The organism is Cryobacterium sp. TMT1-19, assembly GCF_004403055.1.
Classification (GTDB): Bacteria; Actinomycetota; Actinomycetes; order Actinomycetales; family Microbacteriaceae; genus Cryobacterium; species Cryobacterium sandaracinum.
Map to the genome: position 1 here is coordinate 1 of NZ_SOHB01000032.1, position 16,078 is coordinate 16,078.

Annotated in this window: 12 protein-coding genes; 7 read left to right on the forward strand and 5 right to left on the reverse strand. The window is 68.9% G+C overall.

What is annotated here, in order from left to right; translation table 11 throughout:
- The first annotated feature begins 482 nt into the window (after positions 1 to 482).
- Positions 483 to 839 carry an iron-sulfur cluster insertion protein ErpA gene (erpA, locus tag E3T40_RS08260; RefSeq protein ID WP_104169336.1) on the forward strand — a complete coding sequence of 119 codons (357 nt, stop codon included), beginning with the start codon at positions 483 to 485 and terminating at the stop codon, positions 837 to 839.
- Positions 840 to 955: 116 nt separating this feature from the next.
- On the opposite strand, the gene E3T40_RS08265 is transcribed toward erpA, so the two are convergent.
- Entirely contained in the window at positions 956 to 2,287 is a 1,332-nt protein-coding gene (locus E3T40_RS08265) for an MATE family efflux transporter (RefSeq protein ID WP_233191240.1), read from the reverse strand.
- Positions 2,288 to 2,544: 257 nt separating this feature from the next.
- On the opposite strand from E3T40_RS08265, the gene E3T40_RS08270 reads away from it, so the two are divergent.
- The 3 genes from E3T40_RS08270 to E3T40_RS08280 all read left to right on the forward strand — a co-directional run bounded on the left by E3T40_RS08270 (position 2,545) and on the right by E3T40_RS08280 (position 6,346).
- Positions 2,545 to 3,291 carry a DUF222 domain-containing protein gene (locus E3T40_RS08270; protein ID WP_166786605.1) on the forward strand — a complete coding sequence of 249 codons (747 nt, stop codon included), beginning with the start codon at positions 2,545 to 2,547 and terminating at the stop codon, positions 3,289 to 3,291.
- A 112-nt stretch (positions 3,292 to 3,403) separates the two neighbouring features.
- On the forward strand, positions 3,404 to 5,368 hold the full coding sequence (locus E3T40_RS08275) for a M13 family metallopeptidase (RefSeq protein WP_104194352.1): 1,965 nt from the start codon (positions 3,404 to 3,406) through the stop codon (positions 5,366 to 5,368).
- 75 nt (positions 5,369 to 5,443) lie between these two features.
- Positions 5,444 to 6,346 (forward strand): serine hydrolase, encoded by a 903-nt coding sequence (locus tag E3T40_RS08280; RefSeq protein ID WP_166786606.1) that lies wholly within the window; start codon positions 5,444 to 5,446, stop codon positions 6,344 to 6,346.
- Positions 6,347 to 6,436: 90 nt separating this feature from the next.
- On the opposite strand, the gene E3T40_RS08285 is transcribed toward E3T40_RS08280, so the two are convergent.
- Both E3T40_RS08285 and E3T40_RS08290 read right to left on the reverse strand, forming a co-directional pair.
- Entirely contained in the window at positions 6,437 to 6,670 is a 234-nt protein-coding gene (locus E3T40_RS08285) for a YbdD/YjiX family protein (protein WP_104099947.1), read from the reverse strand.
- A complete protein-coding gene (locus E3T40_RS08290; RefSeq protein WP_104169341.1) occupies positions 6,667 to 8,961 on the reverse strand; it encodes a carbon starvation CstA family protein in 2,295 nt (764 codons plus the stop codon). The genes E3T40_RS08285 and E3T40_RS08290 overlap by 4 nt, the downstream gene beginning before the upstream one ends.
- A gap of 164 nt (positions 8,962 to 9,125) precedes the next feature.
- On the opposite strand from E3T40_RS08290, the gene E3T40_RS08295 reads away from it, so the two are divergent.
- On the forward strand, positions 9,126 to 10,511 hold the full coding sequence (locus E3T40_RS08295) for a glycine--tRNA ligase (RefSeq protein ID WP_104169342.1): 1,386 nt from the start codon (positions 9,126 to 9,128) through the stop codon (positions 10,509 to 10,511).
- A 262-nt stretch (positions 10,512 to 10,773) separates the two neighbouring features.
- On the opposite strand, the gene E3T40_RS08300 is transcribed toward E3T40_RS08295, so the two are convergent.
- Both E3T40_RS08300 and E3T40_RS08305 read right to left on the reverse strand, forming a co-directional pair.
- On the reverse strand, positions 10,774 to 11,838 hold the full coding sequence (locus E3T40_RS08300; RefSeq protein WP_104169343.1) for an alcohol dehydrogenase catalytic domain-containing protein: 1,065 nt from the start codon (positions 11,836 to 11,838) through the stop codon (positions 10,774 to 10,776).
- A gap of 58 nt (positions 11,839 to 11,896) precedes the next feature.
- A complete protein-coding gene (locus E3T40_RS08305; protein ID WP_104099943.1) occupies positions 11,897 to 13,261 on the reverse strand; it encodes a glutamyl-tRNA reductase in 1,365 nt (454 codons plus the stop codon).
- A gap of 71 nt (positions 13,262 to 13,332) precedes the next feature.
- Here E3T40_RS08305 and hemE point away from each other — a divergent pair, with 71 nt between their 5' ends.
- Positions 13,333 to 14,523 carry a uroporphyrinogen decarboxylase gene (hemE, locus tag E3T40_RS08310; RefSeq protein WP_104169344.1) on the forward strand — a complete coding sequence of 397 codons (1,191 nt, stop codon included), beginning with the start codon at positions 13,333 to 13,335 and terminating at the stop codon, positions 14,521 to 14,523.
- Positions 14,524 to 14,551: 28 nt separating this feature from the next.
- Positions 14,552 to 16,033 (forward strand): protoporphyrinogen oxidase, encoded by a 1,482-nt coding sequence (gene hemG, locus E3T40_RS08315; protein WP_134543121.1) that lies wholly within the window; start codon positions 14,552 to 14,554, stop codon positions 16,031 to 16,033.
- Positions 16,034 to 16,078 lie beyond the last annotated feature (45 nt).

The window sequence follows — 16,078 nt, forward strand, 5'->3', positions numbered from 1 at the left end:
TTCGTAGACACCGAGCCCCGCAAGTTCGGGGCGGTCAAGAAGGACGTCAGACATATTTACCTCTTCTGCCACCCCGGCAACCCGGATATTAGTCCGGTCATCCCGAGCCGGACTCCGTGAGGAGACCGGCTGAGAACGAGTTGTGAGGACGGCTCAGGTGCGCACCGCTGAGAGATCAAAGACAATCAGGGCCACGCCGTGCTGCGTCGCGGTCATCTGGACCACGCGCATAAAAAAAACAGGAACACTTCACCCTAGGCTTCAGGGTTTCATCTGGCTACACTTCGGCTCGCTTTGGCGGGTCACCGGCAGGTCGTCGAGGGGTCGTCGGGGAGGCGCGGGCACGCAGCGGATGCCGGCGGCAGCCTCCGAGGTTCGCAGAACGGCCGCGGGAGCTTAGAGTGTCTGGATACTCGCGCAGGCGAAACGCTCAAGCGGAGCGGTCCCGACGCGTCCATGCAGCGTGAAGTCCGAGGAGTCTCATGACCGACACCATTGCCCCCATCGCACCGGCCCACGGCGTCGGCCTGACCGACGCCGCCGCGCTGAAGGTGCGCAGCCTGCTCAGCCAAGAGGGTCGCGAAGACCTGAACCTGCGCGTAGCCGTGCAGCCCGGAGGCTGCTCCGGCCTGATCTACCAGCTCTACTTCGACGAGCGCATTCTCGAGGGCGACGTCATCGTGGACTTCGACGGCGTCGGGGTCGTGCTCGACAAGATGAGTGTGCCGTACCTCGAGGGTGCCTCGATCGACTTCGAGGACACCATCGCGAAGCAGGGCTTCACGATCGACAACCCGAACGCCGGCAGCAGCTGCGCCTGCGGCGACTCCTTCAGCTAGAGTCGCCGCCGCCGTGCCTAGCCTTCCGGCGCCGGCCGCGGAGGCTGGCGCACGGGAGAACCTGCGCCCGCTTTCCGAGCTGCGCCGCGGCCGTCAGCGCTGGGGCTGCCCCGGTGTCAGCGGGCGCCGACGACCATCCACTTCGCCGCCCGGGCGCGCAGCCCGAGCGTCACCCCGCGTGCGCCGAGGTAGCCGAACGCGAACGCCGCCATCAGCCAGGCCAGTCCCGCTGGTCCCGACGGCGCCAGCAGCAGCACCGCGACTGCCAGCGGCACGAACGCGGCCAGGTTCACCAATCCGGTCAGGGCCAGGTAGCGCGCGTCGCCGGCACCGATCAGCACTCCGTCGAGCACAAAGACCACCCCGCCGAGCGGAACGGATAGCCCGAGCACGATCAGGGCCGCCGGCAGCAGGTCGCTGACCTCGGTCGCGTTCGTGAACAGTCGGCCGAGCACGCCGCTCGCGGCGATCACCAGCAGCCCGAGCGCGGACCCGCTGAGCACGCCCCATTCGAGGCAGCGCCTGAGCACCGCGCGCACCTCGGCCAAGTTTCCGGCGCCGAGGCCCCGGCCCACCAGCGCCTGTGCCGCAATCGCCAGGGCGTCAAGGGCGAACGCGAGCGTGGCGAACAGGGTCATCGCGATCTGGAAGGCGGCGAGCTCGGGAGAACCAAGGCTCGTGGCCACGAAAACCGCGAGCAACATGGCCGCACGCAGGCTCACCGTGCGCAGGAACAGCCAGCCGCCGGATGCCGCGCCCCGCAACATCCCGACCCGATGCGGGCGCAGCGGCGCACTCTCGCGGCGGGCGTGGCGGCCGACGACGGCAAGGTAGACCGCGACCATCGCCCACTGTGCCACGACCGTGCCGAGGGCGGATCCGACGATGCCGAGTCCCAGGCCGTAGATGAACACCGCATTCAGCAGAATGTTGACCGAGAACCCGATCCCGGCCACCCACAGCGGGGTGCGGGTGTCCTGCAGCCCGCGGAGCAGCCCGGTCGCCGCGAAGACGAGCAGCATGGCAGGCAGTCCGAACATCGATGGGCCCAAGTAGCTGACGGCCGCGGCGGTGACGGCGGGCTCGGCGCCGAACGCGCCGACGAGCAGGGGGGTGGCGAACCAGCCCGCAATCGCGAGCAGCACACCGAGGCCGAGGGCCAGCCAGAGTCCGTCGATGCCGACGGCGACCGCACGGCGGCGGTCGCCGGCCCCCAGCCAGCGGGCCACCGCGGGCGTGGTGCTGTAGGCCAGGAAGACCATCAGGCCGATGATCGTTTGCAGCACGGCGCCGGCCAGGCCGAGTCCGGCCAGCGGAACGGCGCCGAGGTGCCCGACCATGGCGGAGTCGGCGAGCAGGAAGAGCGGTTCGGCGATGAGCGCGCCGACGGCGGGGATGGCGAGGCGCAGGATCTCGCGGTCGATGGGCTGCGGGCGGAGCACGGTGATGGTGATCCCAAAACTCTAGTTCAGCCCCTCCGCACCCGGTGTCCGCTTCCGGTGGTCGAGCCTGTCGAGACCCGGCGAGCCAATCTCCGCGCTGCCAGACAAGACTTCGAAACTAGTGCTATACAGTGTCCATAATAAGTGACAGACTCTCAACTACCTGTACTACATCAGGTATCCTCGTAGTTTGACGAACCTCGCGGATGACCTCAGGTAGGCGGCCGATGCCGTCGCCCTGCCGGGCTCCTCGAGCGCCGACTATGAGGCTCTGCCGACGGGCTCTTCGCCCCCGAAGACGGCGAGTTCGTGCTCTCCACCTTCGACTCCATCACCGGACCCCGCCGCGGCGGAGTGCGCTTCGTCGACCCGGAACGCGCCGCCTGGGCCCAGAAAATGCAGACGACCCGCGCAGCACCGAGCAGATCAACGCGGACTCCCTCGTGCAGCTGCTGAAGATCGCCGGCGAAGCCGACCCCGGCCGGGTCTTCGGCGGACGCCGCCCGGCGGTGCGCGTGATCGTGACCGAGAAAGCTCTCACAGCCGAACCCGGCGAGCCGGGTGCCGCCGAACCCGCCGCTCACGGGCAGATCGAGGGCAACCCGGTCCCGATCTCGCAGGAAACCATCGACCGGTTGCTCTGCGACACCGGCACCCGCGGCATCAAATTCGACGACATCGGCCAAATCATCGACGTCGGCCGTGACGAACGACTCTTCACCGAGGCACAGCGCGCCGCGATGGGAGTGCGCGACGGTGGATGCCGGTGGGTCGACTGCGACCGATCACCGGCCTGGAGCGAAGCCCACCACATCAACGAATGGCTCACAGACAGCGGAGACACCAACCTCGCCGACGGAGTACTGCTCTGCCACCCGCACCATCTACTGCTGCACAACCAGCACTGGAAGATCACCCGCACGAGAACGCAATACTGGCTCAGGCCACCGGTGGAGAACGATCCGGAGCAGACACTGATCGCACTGCCGAGCAAGGCGGTGGGGCTGTAGCTCCGGGTCTCGGCGGGCTCGACCAGCGGGCCGGGAGGTCCACCGCCATCCGTGTGCACACCCGACGGGTCTCTACCAGCTCGGCCACTGTCACAGCGAATAGGGTGGAGGTATGACTGACCAGGGGACCGCATCCGGAATCGACCGCGACGAACTTGACCTCGAGGTGCGTCCGCAGGACGACCTCTTCCGCCATGTGAACGGCAAGTGGATCGCCCGCAGTGAGATCCCGGCCGACAAGGCCCGCTGGGGCTCGTTCTACCTGCTCGCCGAGGAATCGGAGAAGGCCGTCCGGGAAATCATCCTCGAAGCCCAGACCGCCGCCCCCGGCACCGAGGAGCGCAAATTCGGTGACCTCTATGCCAGCTTCCTGGACGAGGACCGCGTCGAAGAGCTCGGAGCGACCCCGCTCGCGGCCGATCTCGCCATCGTCGACGCCGTCACCTCCGTCCCCGAGCTGCTCGGCACCCTCGGCCGCCTCGAGCGCGCGGGTGTGTCCGGCGCCTTCGGTCTCTTCGTCGACAACGATCCGGGGGACCCCGAGCGCTACCTCGTCTTCGTCGAGCAGGGCGGGCTCGGCCTCCCCGACGAGTCCTACTACCGCGACGAGAAGTTCGCCGCGATCCGGGAGGCCTACCAGGCGTTCCTGACCCGGATGTTCGGCCTCGTCGGCACCCCGGATGCCGCCGGTCGCGCCGAGCGCGTGTTCCTTCTCGAAACCGAGCTCGCCACCCACCACTGGGACAAGGTGCGCTCGCGCGACAGCGAGAAGACCTACAACCTCAAGACCTGGGGTCAGGTCACCGCGCTGGCCGCCGGCGCCGACCTGCACCTTTGGCTTGACGGGCTCGACGGCCCGGCCGGTGCTCTCGACGAGGTTGTCGTGCGCCAGCCCAGCTTCGTGACCGGTCTGGCGGAGATGCTCACCGAGGACCAGCTCGAGGGTTGGAAGGACTGGCTACGGTGGCAGATCATCCGTTCCAGCGCCGCGTTCCTGTCGAGCGATTTCGTCGAGTCCAGCTTTGACTTCTACGGTCGCACCCTGACCGGCACTCCCCAGTTGCGCGAGCGCTGGAAGCGTGGCGTCTCGCTCGTCGAGGGGGCGCTCGGCGAGGCCGTCGGGCGCATCTACGTCGAGCGGCACTTCAAGCCCAGCGCGAAGGCGAGCATGGACATACTCGTGGCCAACCTGGTCGAGGCCTACCGCCGGAGCATCACCGAACTCGACTGGATGACCGCGGAGACGCGCGCCCGTGCGCTCGACAAGCTCGAGAAGTTCACCCCCAAGATCGGCTACCCGGTCAAGTGGCGGGACTACTCGACCCTTTCGGTCGACCCGGCCGACCTGATCAAGAACGTGCGCGCCACGAGCGAGTTCGAGTTTCAGCGGGAATTGGGCAAGATCGGCAACCCGCTCGACCGCGACGAGTGGTTCATGACCCCGCAGACGATCAACGCGTACTACAACCCGGGCTTCAACGAGATCGTCTTCCCGGCCGCCATCCTGCAGCCGCCGTTCTTCGACGATGCCCGCGATTCCGCCGCCAACTACGGCGCGATCGGCGCCGTCATCGGGCACGAGATCGGCCACGGCTTCGACGACCAGGGCTCGAAATACGACGGCACCGGGCTACTCACCGATTGGTGGACCGAAGATGACCGCACGGCCTTCGAAGAGCGCACCGGCTCCCTGATCGAGCAGTTCAACGCGCTCGCCCCGCATCAGGTTCCCGACCACCACGTGAACGGCGCACTCACCATCGGCGAGAATATCGGCGACCTCGGCGGGCTCTCCATCGCTTGGAAGGCCTACCTGATCTCGCTGGACGGCCAGGCGCCGCCCGTGATCGACGGACTCACCGGCACCCAGCGCTTCTTCCTCTCCTGGGCACAGGCCTGGCAGCTCAAGATGCGTGACGAGGAGGCCGTCCGCCTGCTCTCGATCGACCCGCACTCGCCCAACGAATTCCGCTGCAACCAGATCGTGCGCAACATCGACGAGTTCTATACGGCGTTCGGCGTCACCCCGGACGACGCTCTCTGGCTGGACCCGGAAAAGCGCGTTACGATCTGGTGACCTCAGCGCGACCGTAAGCCCGTGTCACCGGGGTCGAGCAGCCCGAATCTACGTAAGGACCTGCCCACTGTGGCCATGCCATCCCAGGACTCAGAGCGCCGGTCTCGCCACTCCTCGGCGCGCCGCGGCAGGCACGGCGGCGTGGACGCCACGGCGAACTTCGGCCGCGGGTTCCAGGCGCTCGGTGACCTCGCGGTCGACGGGGTGCAGGTGTCGGCCCGCGCCACCGATTTGGTCACCGGCCGGGTGCTGTTCTCCGTGGACGACCACGTGGTCATGCCCACCGCCGGCATCGGCACGGTGCTTCTGCTGATCGAGGTCGCCGCCCGGCTCCGCGACGCCGACTTCGGCGCGTACACGATCCTCGATCGCACCGTGTCCGATTCGGTCGCCGGATCCGGCCTCTGGCAGCACCTGCAGGCTCCCTCGCTGCCTATCGCCGACCTCGCTGCGCTGATCGGTGCCATCAACGACAACCTGGCCACCAATGTGCTGCTCCGCGCAGTCGGCCTGGACGCGGTGCGGTCCCGCGCCGAGCAGCTCGGACTCAGCCGCACCGCCCTGCTCGACCTTGTGCGCGACCGGCGCGGTCCCGATGACGCGCCTCAGCTCTCGGTCGGCAGCGCCAAGGAGCTCACCTGGCTGTTCACGGCGCTGGCCCGGGGGGAGGTCGTCGATGCGGAGGCGAGTGAGCGCGTGCTCGGCTGGCTGTCGCTCGGCGCCGACCTGTCCATGGTCGCCAGCGCGTTCGGGCTCGACCCGCTCGCGCATCGGTCCGGAGATCACGGCCTCCTGCTGGTCAACAAGATCGGAACGGATGCCGGCGTGCGCAGTGAGATCGGCATTCTGCGCGGCCCGCGCGCCGGGGTGACCTACATGGTCTCGATGTCCTTCGCGGACACCCGCCTCTCGTCCCGGCTCGCGGTGCTCGACGGGATGCGCGCGGTCGGCCTCGACCTGCTGGAATACGTGCACTGACCGGCGTCGCCGGTGAAAACAGGAAAACAGGGCTGCCCCCGCGAAGGAATCCTTCGCGGGGGCAGCCCTGGGTGGTGGTGGCGCACCCGCTCAGCAGCACCGACCCTGGGGGTTGATGTCCTGGCGGTCAGTCTGGTCGCGCCAGAATTCGCGTTCCGTCATCATCACTGGTCCGGAGCAGGCGGCGGCATCCGGGTCATGAATCGATTCGTCATGGGCCTCATGGTGGGCCTTGTACTTGTCGTAGGCGTCTTCACCCATGACCCCCCTCATGAACCAGGCGAAGCTCTTCGCGCCGTGGCGAACACTAGCGAGCAGATTCATCGGCGGGTCGTCCTCCCTGCCTTGTCCAGCTTGGCCTGGGCGATCTGGGTGTCCCAGCGTGCGGCCAGCTTCTTCTCTTCCGGAGTGGCCACGAAGCCGGACGGGGCGAACATCTGCGACGCCACCGCGTCATCCTCGTTGGTGCCGAAGCTGCGGGTCTTGTAGGACTTCCAGGTGGCTTGCACGGCGGTGACCATCACGATGATGGCCAGCACGACGAACAGGATCGAAAGGACGCCCTGCACCATCGTGTTGCGCACGACCGCCTCCATCGCCTCGACGGTCTTCGCCGTGCCGAAGCTGGTGAGTCCCTCATCCAGAGCGTTGGAGAACGCTCGATTCTGGGCGAAGTAGCCCACGGCGGGAACGGTCGAGAAGATCTTCAGGAACGACGCGTAGATGGTCACGACGGCGGCGAAGGTCAGCGGCAGCGCCACAACCCAGAGGTACGTGAACAGCCCTCGCTTGGCCACGATCGCCAGGCAGACGGCCAGGGCGATGGCCGCCAGCAACTGGTTCGCGATTCCGAACAGCGGGAACAGGGTGTTGATGCCACCGAGCGGGTCGGTGACGCCCATCACGAGCACGGCACCCCAGGCGGCGACCATGATCCCGGTCGTGACCCAGGCGCCCAGGCGCCAGGAGGTGTTCTTGAACTTCGGGAAGAAGTTGCCGAGGCTGTCCTGCAGCATGAACCGGGCCACGCGGGTTCCGGCATCGACGGCGGTCAGGATGAACAGCGCCTCGAACATGATGGCGAAGTGGTACCAGAACGCCATCATCCCCGAGCCGCCCACAAGCTGGTGCATGATGTTGGCGAGGCCGACCGACAGGGTCGGGGCGCCGCCGGTGCGGGACACGATGGTCTCCTCACCCACGTTCTTCGCGGTCTCGGTGAGCATCTCGGGGGTCAGGTTGACGCCGGTCAGGCCGAGGCTGTTCACGAATGTGACAGCACCCTCAACGGTGCCGCCGGTCAGGGCCGGCGAGGAGTTCATGGCGAAGTAGATGCCGCGGTCGATCGACAGCGCGGCGACGAGCGCCATGATGGCGACGAATGATTCCATCAGCATTCCGCCGTAACCGATGAACCGGGTCTGGCGTTCCTTCTCGATCAGCTTCGGTGTCGTGCCGGAGGCGATCAGGGCGTGAAAGCCGGACAGGGCGCCGCAGGCGATGGTGACGAAGAGGAACGGGAAGAGCGAGCCGCTCACCACGGGGCCGCCGCCATTCACGAACTCGCTGGCGGCCGGGGCCGAGATCTCGGGGCGGACGATGATGATGGCGATTGCCAGCATCCCGATCGTGCCGATTTTCATGAAGGTGGACAGGTAGTCCCGGGGGGCCAGGAGCAGCCAGACCGGAAGGATGGCGGCCACGAAGCCGTAGACGATGATGCCGATCGCGAGGGGCAGCGGTTCAATGGCGAAGAAGGTCGAGCCCCACTCGGTGTCCGCGATCATGCCACCGCCGATGATGGCGGCCAGCAGCAAGATGAAGCCGATGATCGAGACCTCGGTGACCTGGCCCGGGCGGAAGAAGCGCAGGTAGACGCCCATGAACAGGGCGATCGGAATGGTCATCGAGACCGAGAAGACGCCCCAGGGGCTGTCCGCGAGGGCGTTGACGACGACGAGGGCGAGGATGGCCACGATGATGACCATGATCGCCAGAGTCGCGACGAGGGCGGCCGTGCCGCCCACCTTGCCGAGCTCGTCCCGGGCCATCTGACCCAGGGAGCGTCCGCCGCGGCGCATTGAAAAGAACAGCACCATGTAGTCCTGCACCGCGCCGGCAAGCACGACACCGACGATGATCCAGATCGTGCCGGGCAGGTAGCCCATCTGGGCGGCCAGCACGGGGCCGACGAGCGGTCCGGCGCCGGCGATCGCGGCGAAGTGGTGACCGAAGAGAACCCGGCGGTCCGTGGCCGCGAAGTCTTTGCCATCGGCCTTGTACTCGGCCGGCGTCGCGCGCCGGTCATCGGGGTGCAGCAGGTGCTTCTGGATGTAGTTGGAGTAGAAACGGTAACCGATCAGGTACGTGCAGACGGCGGCGAAGACGAACCAGATGGCGTTGACGGTCTCGCCGCGAACGACGGCGAGCATCACCCAGCTCAGCCCGCCGAGCAGCGAGATGCCGCCCCAGATCCCGATCTTCAGGGGGGTCCAGTGGGCTTCCTCGGCGTCGTGGGTGGTCTGGTCGAGAGCAACGGGCAACAGGAGGGGATCCCGCTCCAGCTCCTCACCCCGCTTGGCTGAATCGTGTGGCGTGCGGGGCTTGGTGCCCATGATCTCTCCTTTGAGGTACCCGCAAGGACTGCGGAAATCCTTAGCAAGGCTAACAGCTTGGCGGCACCTTCCGGACGGACGCCTAAAATGGACGGAGCGCCGGGCGGCTTCTGCCTGTCCTGTGTGCTTTCCAGATCCCCCGCCCTCTCGACCATTGGAGCCCCGTGGCCGCCCTCTCCCGCCTCGATTCCGTCATCGCCCTTGCCCGCCACCGCGGGTTCGTGTTCCAGGCCGGTGAAATCTACGGTGGGTCCCGGTCCGCCTGGGACTACGGGCCGCTGGGCGTGGAGCTCAAGGAGAACATCAAGAAGCAGTGGTGGCGCTTCATGGTCACCAGCCGCGACGACGTGGTGGGCCTCGACTCCTCGGTGATCCTTCCCCGCAAGGTGTGGGAGGCATCCGGTCACGTCGAGGTCTTCAGCGACCCGCTGGTCGAGTGCACGAGCTGCCACAAGCGCTTCCGCGCAGACCACCTCGAGGAGGAATTCGAGGAGAAGAAGGGCCGCCCGCCCGAGGGCGGCATCGACGGCATCCCCTGCCCGAACTGCGGCAACCGTCATATTTGGACCGAACCGCGCGCTTTCTCCGGCCTGCTCAAGACCTACCTCGGCCCGGTCGACGACGAGGCCGGCATGCACTACCTGCGCCCCGAGACCGCGCAGGGCATCTTCGTGAACTTCGCCAACGTGCTGCAGGCTGCTCGCATGAAGCCGCCGTTCGGCATCGGCCAGATCGGCAAGAGCTTCCGCAACGAGATCACCCCGGGAAATTTCATCTTCCGTACCCGCGAGTTCGAGCAGATGGAGATGGAATTCTTCGTCGAGCCGGGCACGGATGAGACGTGGCACCAGTACTGGATCGACCAGCGCCTGAAGTGGTACACCGGCCTCGGCATCAACGTCGACAACCTGCGCCTGTTCGAACACCCGGCCGAGAAGCTCTCGCACTATTCCAAGCGCACCGTGGATATCGAGTACCGCTTCGGTTTCAGCGGCAGCGAATTCGGCGAGCTCGAGGGTGTTGCCAACCGAACCGACTTCGACCTCAGGACGCACGCGGGGGCATCCGGCAAGGATCTGTCCTACTTCGACCAGACGAAGAATGAGCGCTGGGTTCCCTACGTGATCGAGCCGGCGGCCGGACTGACCCGCTCTCTGATGGCGTTCCTGGTAGACGCGTACCACGAGGAGGAAGTGCCCAACGCGAAAGGCGGCGTCGACAAGCGCACCGTGCTGAAACTCGACCCGCGCCTGGCGCCGATCAAGGTCGCCGTGCTGCCGTTGTCCCGCAACGAGGCGCTCTCGCCGATGGCCAAGTCCCTCGCGGCGCGGCTGCGCGAGTCCTGGAACGTGGACTTCGACGACGCCGGCGCCATCGGCCGCCGCTACCGCCGCCAGGACGAGATCGGCACCCCGTACTGCGTCACGGTCGACTTCGACTCGCTCGAGGACCAGGCCGTCACCGTGCGTGACCGCGACACCATGGCGCAGGAGCGCGTGCCGCTCGACAAGCTCGACGCCTACCTGGCCGAGCGCCTCCGCGGCGCATAGCCGAGTCTGCCGGCCGCGCGCTACCGGCTGGGGCCGGCCGGCTGGGGCCGGGGGTACCGCTGGCGGTACCGGTGGGGTGCTGGGGCCGGGGATACCGCTGGCGGTACCGGTGGGGTGCTAACTCAGGAGAAGTCCCGCGGGCGAGCTTCGGCGGTCCCGGAACGGCGGCACCGCGGCGACCGGACACACCGGTTTTCCTGAGTTGGCCCCACAGGTGGAGGGAGACGGATTCCTAGCGAGCCGCCACCGCTGCCGCACGAGTTCAGGGGCGGGCGAGCTCGATCAGGGTGACGCCGCCCGGCGCGGCCGGGTCGCTCATGGCGGCGAGGGCGGCGGGCGCCTCGGCCAGGCTGAGGCGGCGGCCGATCAGGTCCTGCGGGCGCAGCCGGCCGGAGGTGACCAGGGCCAGCAGGGCCGGATAGTCGCCCGCGGGCATCCCGTGGCTGCCCATCACGGTCAGTTCGCGGGCGATGACGTCGCCGAGCGGAAGCCGTGGGTCTTCCGCCAGCAATCCGATCTGGACGTGACGTCCCCGGGTTGCCAGTGAACGGATGGCGATGCCCACCGTGCTCTCCCGGCCGAGCGCCTCGACGCTGACCTGCGCACCCGCACCCGCATCCGTGCCCCTGCCCGTCACCGAGCGGATCCGCGCCACCACCTCATCGTTCGAGAGCCCGGCGGAGTCCACCGTGAAGGTCGCGCCCACTCGCGCGGCCGTCTCACGGGCCGCGGCACTGATGTCCACGGCGATCACGGTCGCACCGAGCGCCGCGCCGATCATGACCGCGGAGAGACCGACGCCGCCGCAGCCGACCACGACGAGGGTCTCGCCCGCCTGCAACCGGGCCTGATGCACGAGTCCGCGATAGGAGGTGGCGAAGCGGCAGCCGAGCAGTGCGGCGGCGCCGGCATCCAGTCCCACGGGAATCGCGATCAGGTTGACGTCGGCGTTGTGCAGGGCCACCCGCTCCGCATAGGAGCCCCAGTGGGTGAAGCCGGGCTGGGTCTGGTTGCGGCAGACCTGGCCGTTGCCGTCCCGGCACTCCGGGCAGTCGCCGCAGGCGCAGACGAACGGCACGGTGACGCGCTGGCCCACGGCGAAGCGGCGCACCTCGGGCCCCACGGCGTCGATCACGCCGACGAGCTCGTGGCCCGGAACGTGCGCCAGGGCGATGCCGGCGTCGTGCCCGAGCCAGCCGTGCCAGTCGCTGCGACAGAGGCCGGTGGCCTCCACTCGCACGACGACCCCGGACGCGGACGGCACCGGGTCAGGAACCTCCCGCAGCTCGGGTACGGCACCGAACGCGTCGAACCAGACGGCTCTCACCCGCAGATCCCGGCCGTGCTGTGCACGCTCGCACCGTGCAGGGCCAGGCCGCCCACCGTCAGGATGCCACGGGGCCGATATCGGCGACCGTGGCCGCGGTCCCGGCGGCGGGCAGCTCAACCTGGATGCCGAACAGGGCATCGAGTCCGGTCAGGAATGCGGCCTGCTCGCCCGCTCGGGCCAGCTCGCGGGATCGCACCATCGGGGTGTGCAGAAGCACGCCGGCCAAGTGGCGCAGGGCCGCCTCGGTCTGCTCGCTGTTGTCGCCGCGGTTGCGCGCCCGTTCGATCTCACCGTCGAGGAGGTCGAAGACGTAGCTGCGAAGGGCCACGACGGCCGGGGCGAGGCTCTGCTCCTCGGCAACCGCGGAGAACTTGCGGGCGGCGCGGCCCACGAGCAGTCGGGCGTCGCTGGTGGCGTTGAGCTCCTCGAGCGGCGCGTGGATGCGGATGGTCTCGAGGTCGAGCAGCTCGACGCCGGCCAGGTCGGTGACGTCCGGGTCGACGTTGCGCGGCAGACCCAGGTCGATGATGAGCCGGCGCGGGATCTCGGTCGGGGCATCCGTCATCGGGCAGGAGGGCAGTGTGCGCGCTTCGGCGGCCGGGAGCTGCAGGGAGAGTGCGCGGCCCGAGTGGAGCAGGGCCGCGTCGATCACGTGGGTGTCGGCGGTCGTGCAGGTGAGGATCAGGTCGGCCTCGGCGGCTTCGATGGCGAACGCCGACTCGGCGACGGCGGTGATCTGATGCGAGGTGGCGAACTTCTGAGCGCGGCCCGAGGGGGAGTACACCCGCACGTCCTCGGCGCCGAGGTCCCGCAGCGCGGCGAGGGAAGCCCCCGCGTAACGGCCCGTGCCGACCAGGAGCACGCGGGTCTGGGCCCAGTCCGTGATGCGGCTTTCGGCCAGTTCGAGGGCCAGGCGCACGAGTGAACGCCCCGCGGCTCCGATGCCGGTGCGGTTCTTGACGCCCCGCGAGGTCTGCGACGCACGCTGGAAGAGGCGTTCGAGTTCGGGGCTGGTGGTGCGGGAGAGCCGGGCCTGCTCAAGGGAGCGGCGCACCTGGCCGGCGATTTCGCCCTCGCCGACGACCACCGATTCGAGGCCGCTCGTCACGGCGAAGAGGTGCTCGGCGACGCCGCTGCCGTGCACCAGGTCCAGGGTGTTCCGCAGAACGTCGACGGCCACGCCGGTGCTCGCACTGACGCCGTCGATGGCGGCGTGCACGGCCGAAAGTGGGGAGGAGCCGAGCGGTTCGTCGAGGTCGAGGTAGGCCTCGAACCGGTTGCAGGTGGCAACGACAACGGCACCGACCAGGGCCGGGTGCCGCTCGAGGATGCCACCCGCCGTGTCGTTCGCACCGACAGACAATTTCTCCAGCACGTCAAAGCTGGAGTTCTTATGGCTGGCGGACAGGCAGATTAACACTCGATGAGTCTACGACCTGTGGCTGAGGGCCCGAATCGCCCGAGTGTCGGAAGTTTGACAGAATCAAGATAATGAACCTCGACGCGCAACACCCACTCGCAACCGGACTCACAGCCGATTCACGCCTCATCCGCGCCTACCAGGGCACCAGGCCAGACGTCACCCCCGTCTGGTTCATGCGCCAGGCCGGCCGTTCGCTGCCCGAATATCGCTCGCTGCGTGTCGGTACGCGCATGCTCGACGCCTGCCTCGACCCGGAGATGGCGAGCGAAATCACGCTGCAGCCGGTGCGCCGCCACAACGTCGACGCCGGCATCCTCTTCAGCGACATCGTCATCCCGCTCAAGCTCGTGGGCGTCGACGTCGAGATCGTCGCAGGCACCGGCCCCGTCCTCGGCACGGCCGTGCGCACGGCGAAGGATGTCGCGGAGCTCACTGCTCTCGACCCTGCCGTGCTTGAGGGGAACCTCGCCCCGATCACCGCGGCGGTCGCGCGCACCGTCGCCGAGCTCGGCTCGACGCCGCTGATCGGATTCGCCGGGGCCCCGTTCACGCTGGCGGCCTATCTCGTGGAGGGCGGCCCGTCGAAGGACCACATCAACGCCCGCACGCTCATGCATGCGGACCCCGACGCCTGGGCCACCTTGATGGAGTGGACGGCCGAGGTCACCGGACGATTCCTGCGCGCGCAGGTTCTGGCCGGCGCCAGCGCCGCCCAGCTATTCGACTCCTGGGCCGGCGCGCTCTCGTTGGCCGACTACACGCGCTTCGTCGCTCCTGCCTCCACCGCGGCGATCGCCCACGTGCGCGACCTCACCTATGGCGAGGGCGCCGCGGGCACAGATGCCGAGGGCGTCGCATCCGTGCGCCGCAACGTGCCCGTCGTGCACTTCGGAGTGGGCACGGGCGAGCTGCTCAGGGAGATGCACGGGGTGGGCGCCGACGTCGTCGGAGTCGACTACCGGGTGCCGCTCGATGAAGCCAACCGTCGCCTCGGCGGACTGGTCCCGGTGCAGGGCAACGTCGATCCGGCGCTCCTCGCGGCACCGTGGCCGGTGCTCGAAGCGCATGTCCTCGACGTGCTCGAGCGTGGGCGCACGGCACCGTCCCACGTGCTGAACCTGGGCCACGGCGTTCCGCCGATGACCGACCCGAACGTGCTGACTCGCCTGGTGGCCTTCGTGCACGAGGTCACCGCGGTCTCCGCCGGCTCGGCCGGCGCCGTCCCGGAAGCCCCGGTCGCCGCGCCGTCCGCGTCCTGACAATCGCACGCAGGCTCAGGGGGCGCGAATGAAAGACGTCATCGTCATCGGTGGAGGGGTGGCGGGCCTGATCGCCGCCCGAGCCTGCGCCCGGGTCGGACTCAGCGTGACCGTGCTCGAAGCCACCGGTGTGCCGGGCGGAGCACTCGGCAGCCACCAAGTTGCCGGCCTCACCCTCGACAGCGGTGCCGAGAGCTTCGCCGTGCGGCGCGACGCGGTGGCCGAGTTCATCGCCGACCTCGGCCTGTCCGACGAGGTTGTCGCGCCGAACCCCGCCGGCGCGTGGCTGCACCTGCCCGACGACCGCGTGCCGAATGGTTCGGTCAGCGTTCCGCTGCCCAAGGCCGGCGTGCTCGGCATCCCCGGTTCTCCGCTCGCCGACGACGTGCGCCGCGTGATCGGCTGGAGTGGCGCCTGGCGCGCCTACGCGGACCGGCTGATGCCGGTGTTGACGATCGGCCGGGAACACAGCCTGGGTGAACTCGTGCGCAAGCGCATGGGGCGCCGCGTGCTCGAACGGCTCGTCGAACCCGTGACCGCCGGGGTGTACTCGTCCGCGGCCGACGATCTCGAGATTGACGTCGTGGCCCCGGGCCTCAACTCTGCCCTCACGGTGACGGGTTCGCTCTCCGGGGCCGTGCTGTCGTTGCGCTCCGGCGCCCCGGCCGGCTCGAACGTGGCCGGGCTCCGCGGCGGCATGTTCCGGCTCGTGACCGCTCTGGTGGCCGACCTCGCGCACTTCGGCGCCGAGATCGTGACGGATGCCCCGGTCACCGCATTGCAGCGCTCCGGCACCGAGGACGCGCCCACCTGGACGGCCACCTGCGCGGCACCGGACACGGCGGCGGACGCAGACGCCCCGGCAGCCCCGGCGCCGGAGACCACCCTCGACGCCCGCTTCGTGATCATCGCGACTCCAGGCGCGCAGGCGCTCGGCCTACTGGCCGGCCTGAGCCCGGCCCATGCGGCGCTCGCCGAACTCGACTGGCCGCAGCCGACGGCGATCGAGCTGGCCACGATCGTCATCGACGCCCCGGAGCTCGACCTGCACCCGCGCGGCACCGGCGTGCTGGTCGCGGCCGCGACCCCCGGGGTCACCGCCAAGGCGCTCACCCACGTGACCGCGAAGTGGGAGTGGCTGGCCGAGGCCGCCGGACCGGGCCGACACGTCATCCGTCTGTCCTACGGTCGCGCCGGCCAGGACAGCCCCACCGCCGGTCTCCGCGATGACGAGCTCCTCGCGCTGTCCCTGGCGGACGCTCGCACGATCCTGGGCGTCGACCTCGACGCGACCGCCGTGCGGGGTTTCGCGCGCACGGTCTGGGGCGATGCCCTCTCGCCCGCGACCGTCGGCGCGCCCGAGCGGGTCGACCAGGTGCGCGAGGTCGTGGCCGCCACCCCGGGACTCGAACTCACGGGTGCGTGGCTCGCCGGCACCGGCCTGGCCTCGGTGATCCCGGATGCCGTCGCCGCGGCCTCCCGCACCCGGCACGAGGCCCTCGGCATCTGATCACCGGGTCACCGGCCGCGCCGACCTGCTCTTATCCCTAATGGG

Excerpts from the sequence above, each read along its gene's own strand:
- hemG (WP_134543121.1), top strand. The coding sequence starts at position 14,552 with ATGAAAGACGTCATCGTCATCGGTGGAGGGGTGGCGGGCCTGATCGCC.
- E3T40_RS08280 (WP_166786606.1), top strand. The coding sequence starts at position 5,444 with ATGCCATCCCAGGACTCAGAGCGCCGGTCTCGCCACTCCTCGGCGCGC.
- E3T40_RS08275 (WP_104194352.1), top strand. The coding sequence starts at position 3,404 with ATGACTGACCAGGGGACCGCATCCGGAATCGACCGCGACGAACTTGAC.
- E3T40_RS08290 (WP_104169341.1), bottom strand. The coding sequence starts at position 8,961 with ATGGGCACCAAGCCCCGCACGCCACACGATTCAGCCAAGCGGGGTGAG.
- E3T40_RS08285 (WP_104099947.1), bottom strand. The coding sequence starts at position 6,670 with ATGAATCTGCTCGCTAGTGTTCGCCACGGCGCGAAGAGCTTCGCCTGG.
- hemE (WP_104169344.1), top strand. The coding sequence starts at position 13,333 with ATGAACCTCGACGCGCAACACCCACTCGCAACCGGACTCACAGCCGAT.
- E3T40_RS08270 (WP_166786605.1), top strand. The coding sequence starts at position 2,545 with ATGAGGCTCTGCCGACGGGCTCTTCGCCCCCGAAGACGGCGAGTTCGT.
- erpA (WP_104169336.1), top strand. The coding sequence starts at position 483 with ATGACCGACACCATTGCCCCCATCGCACCGGCCCACGGCGTCGGCCTG.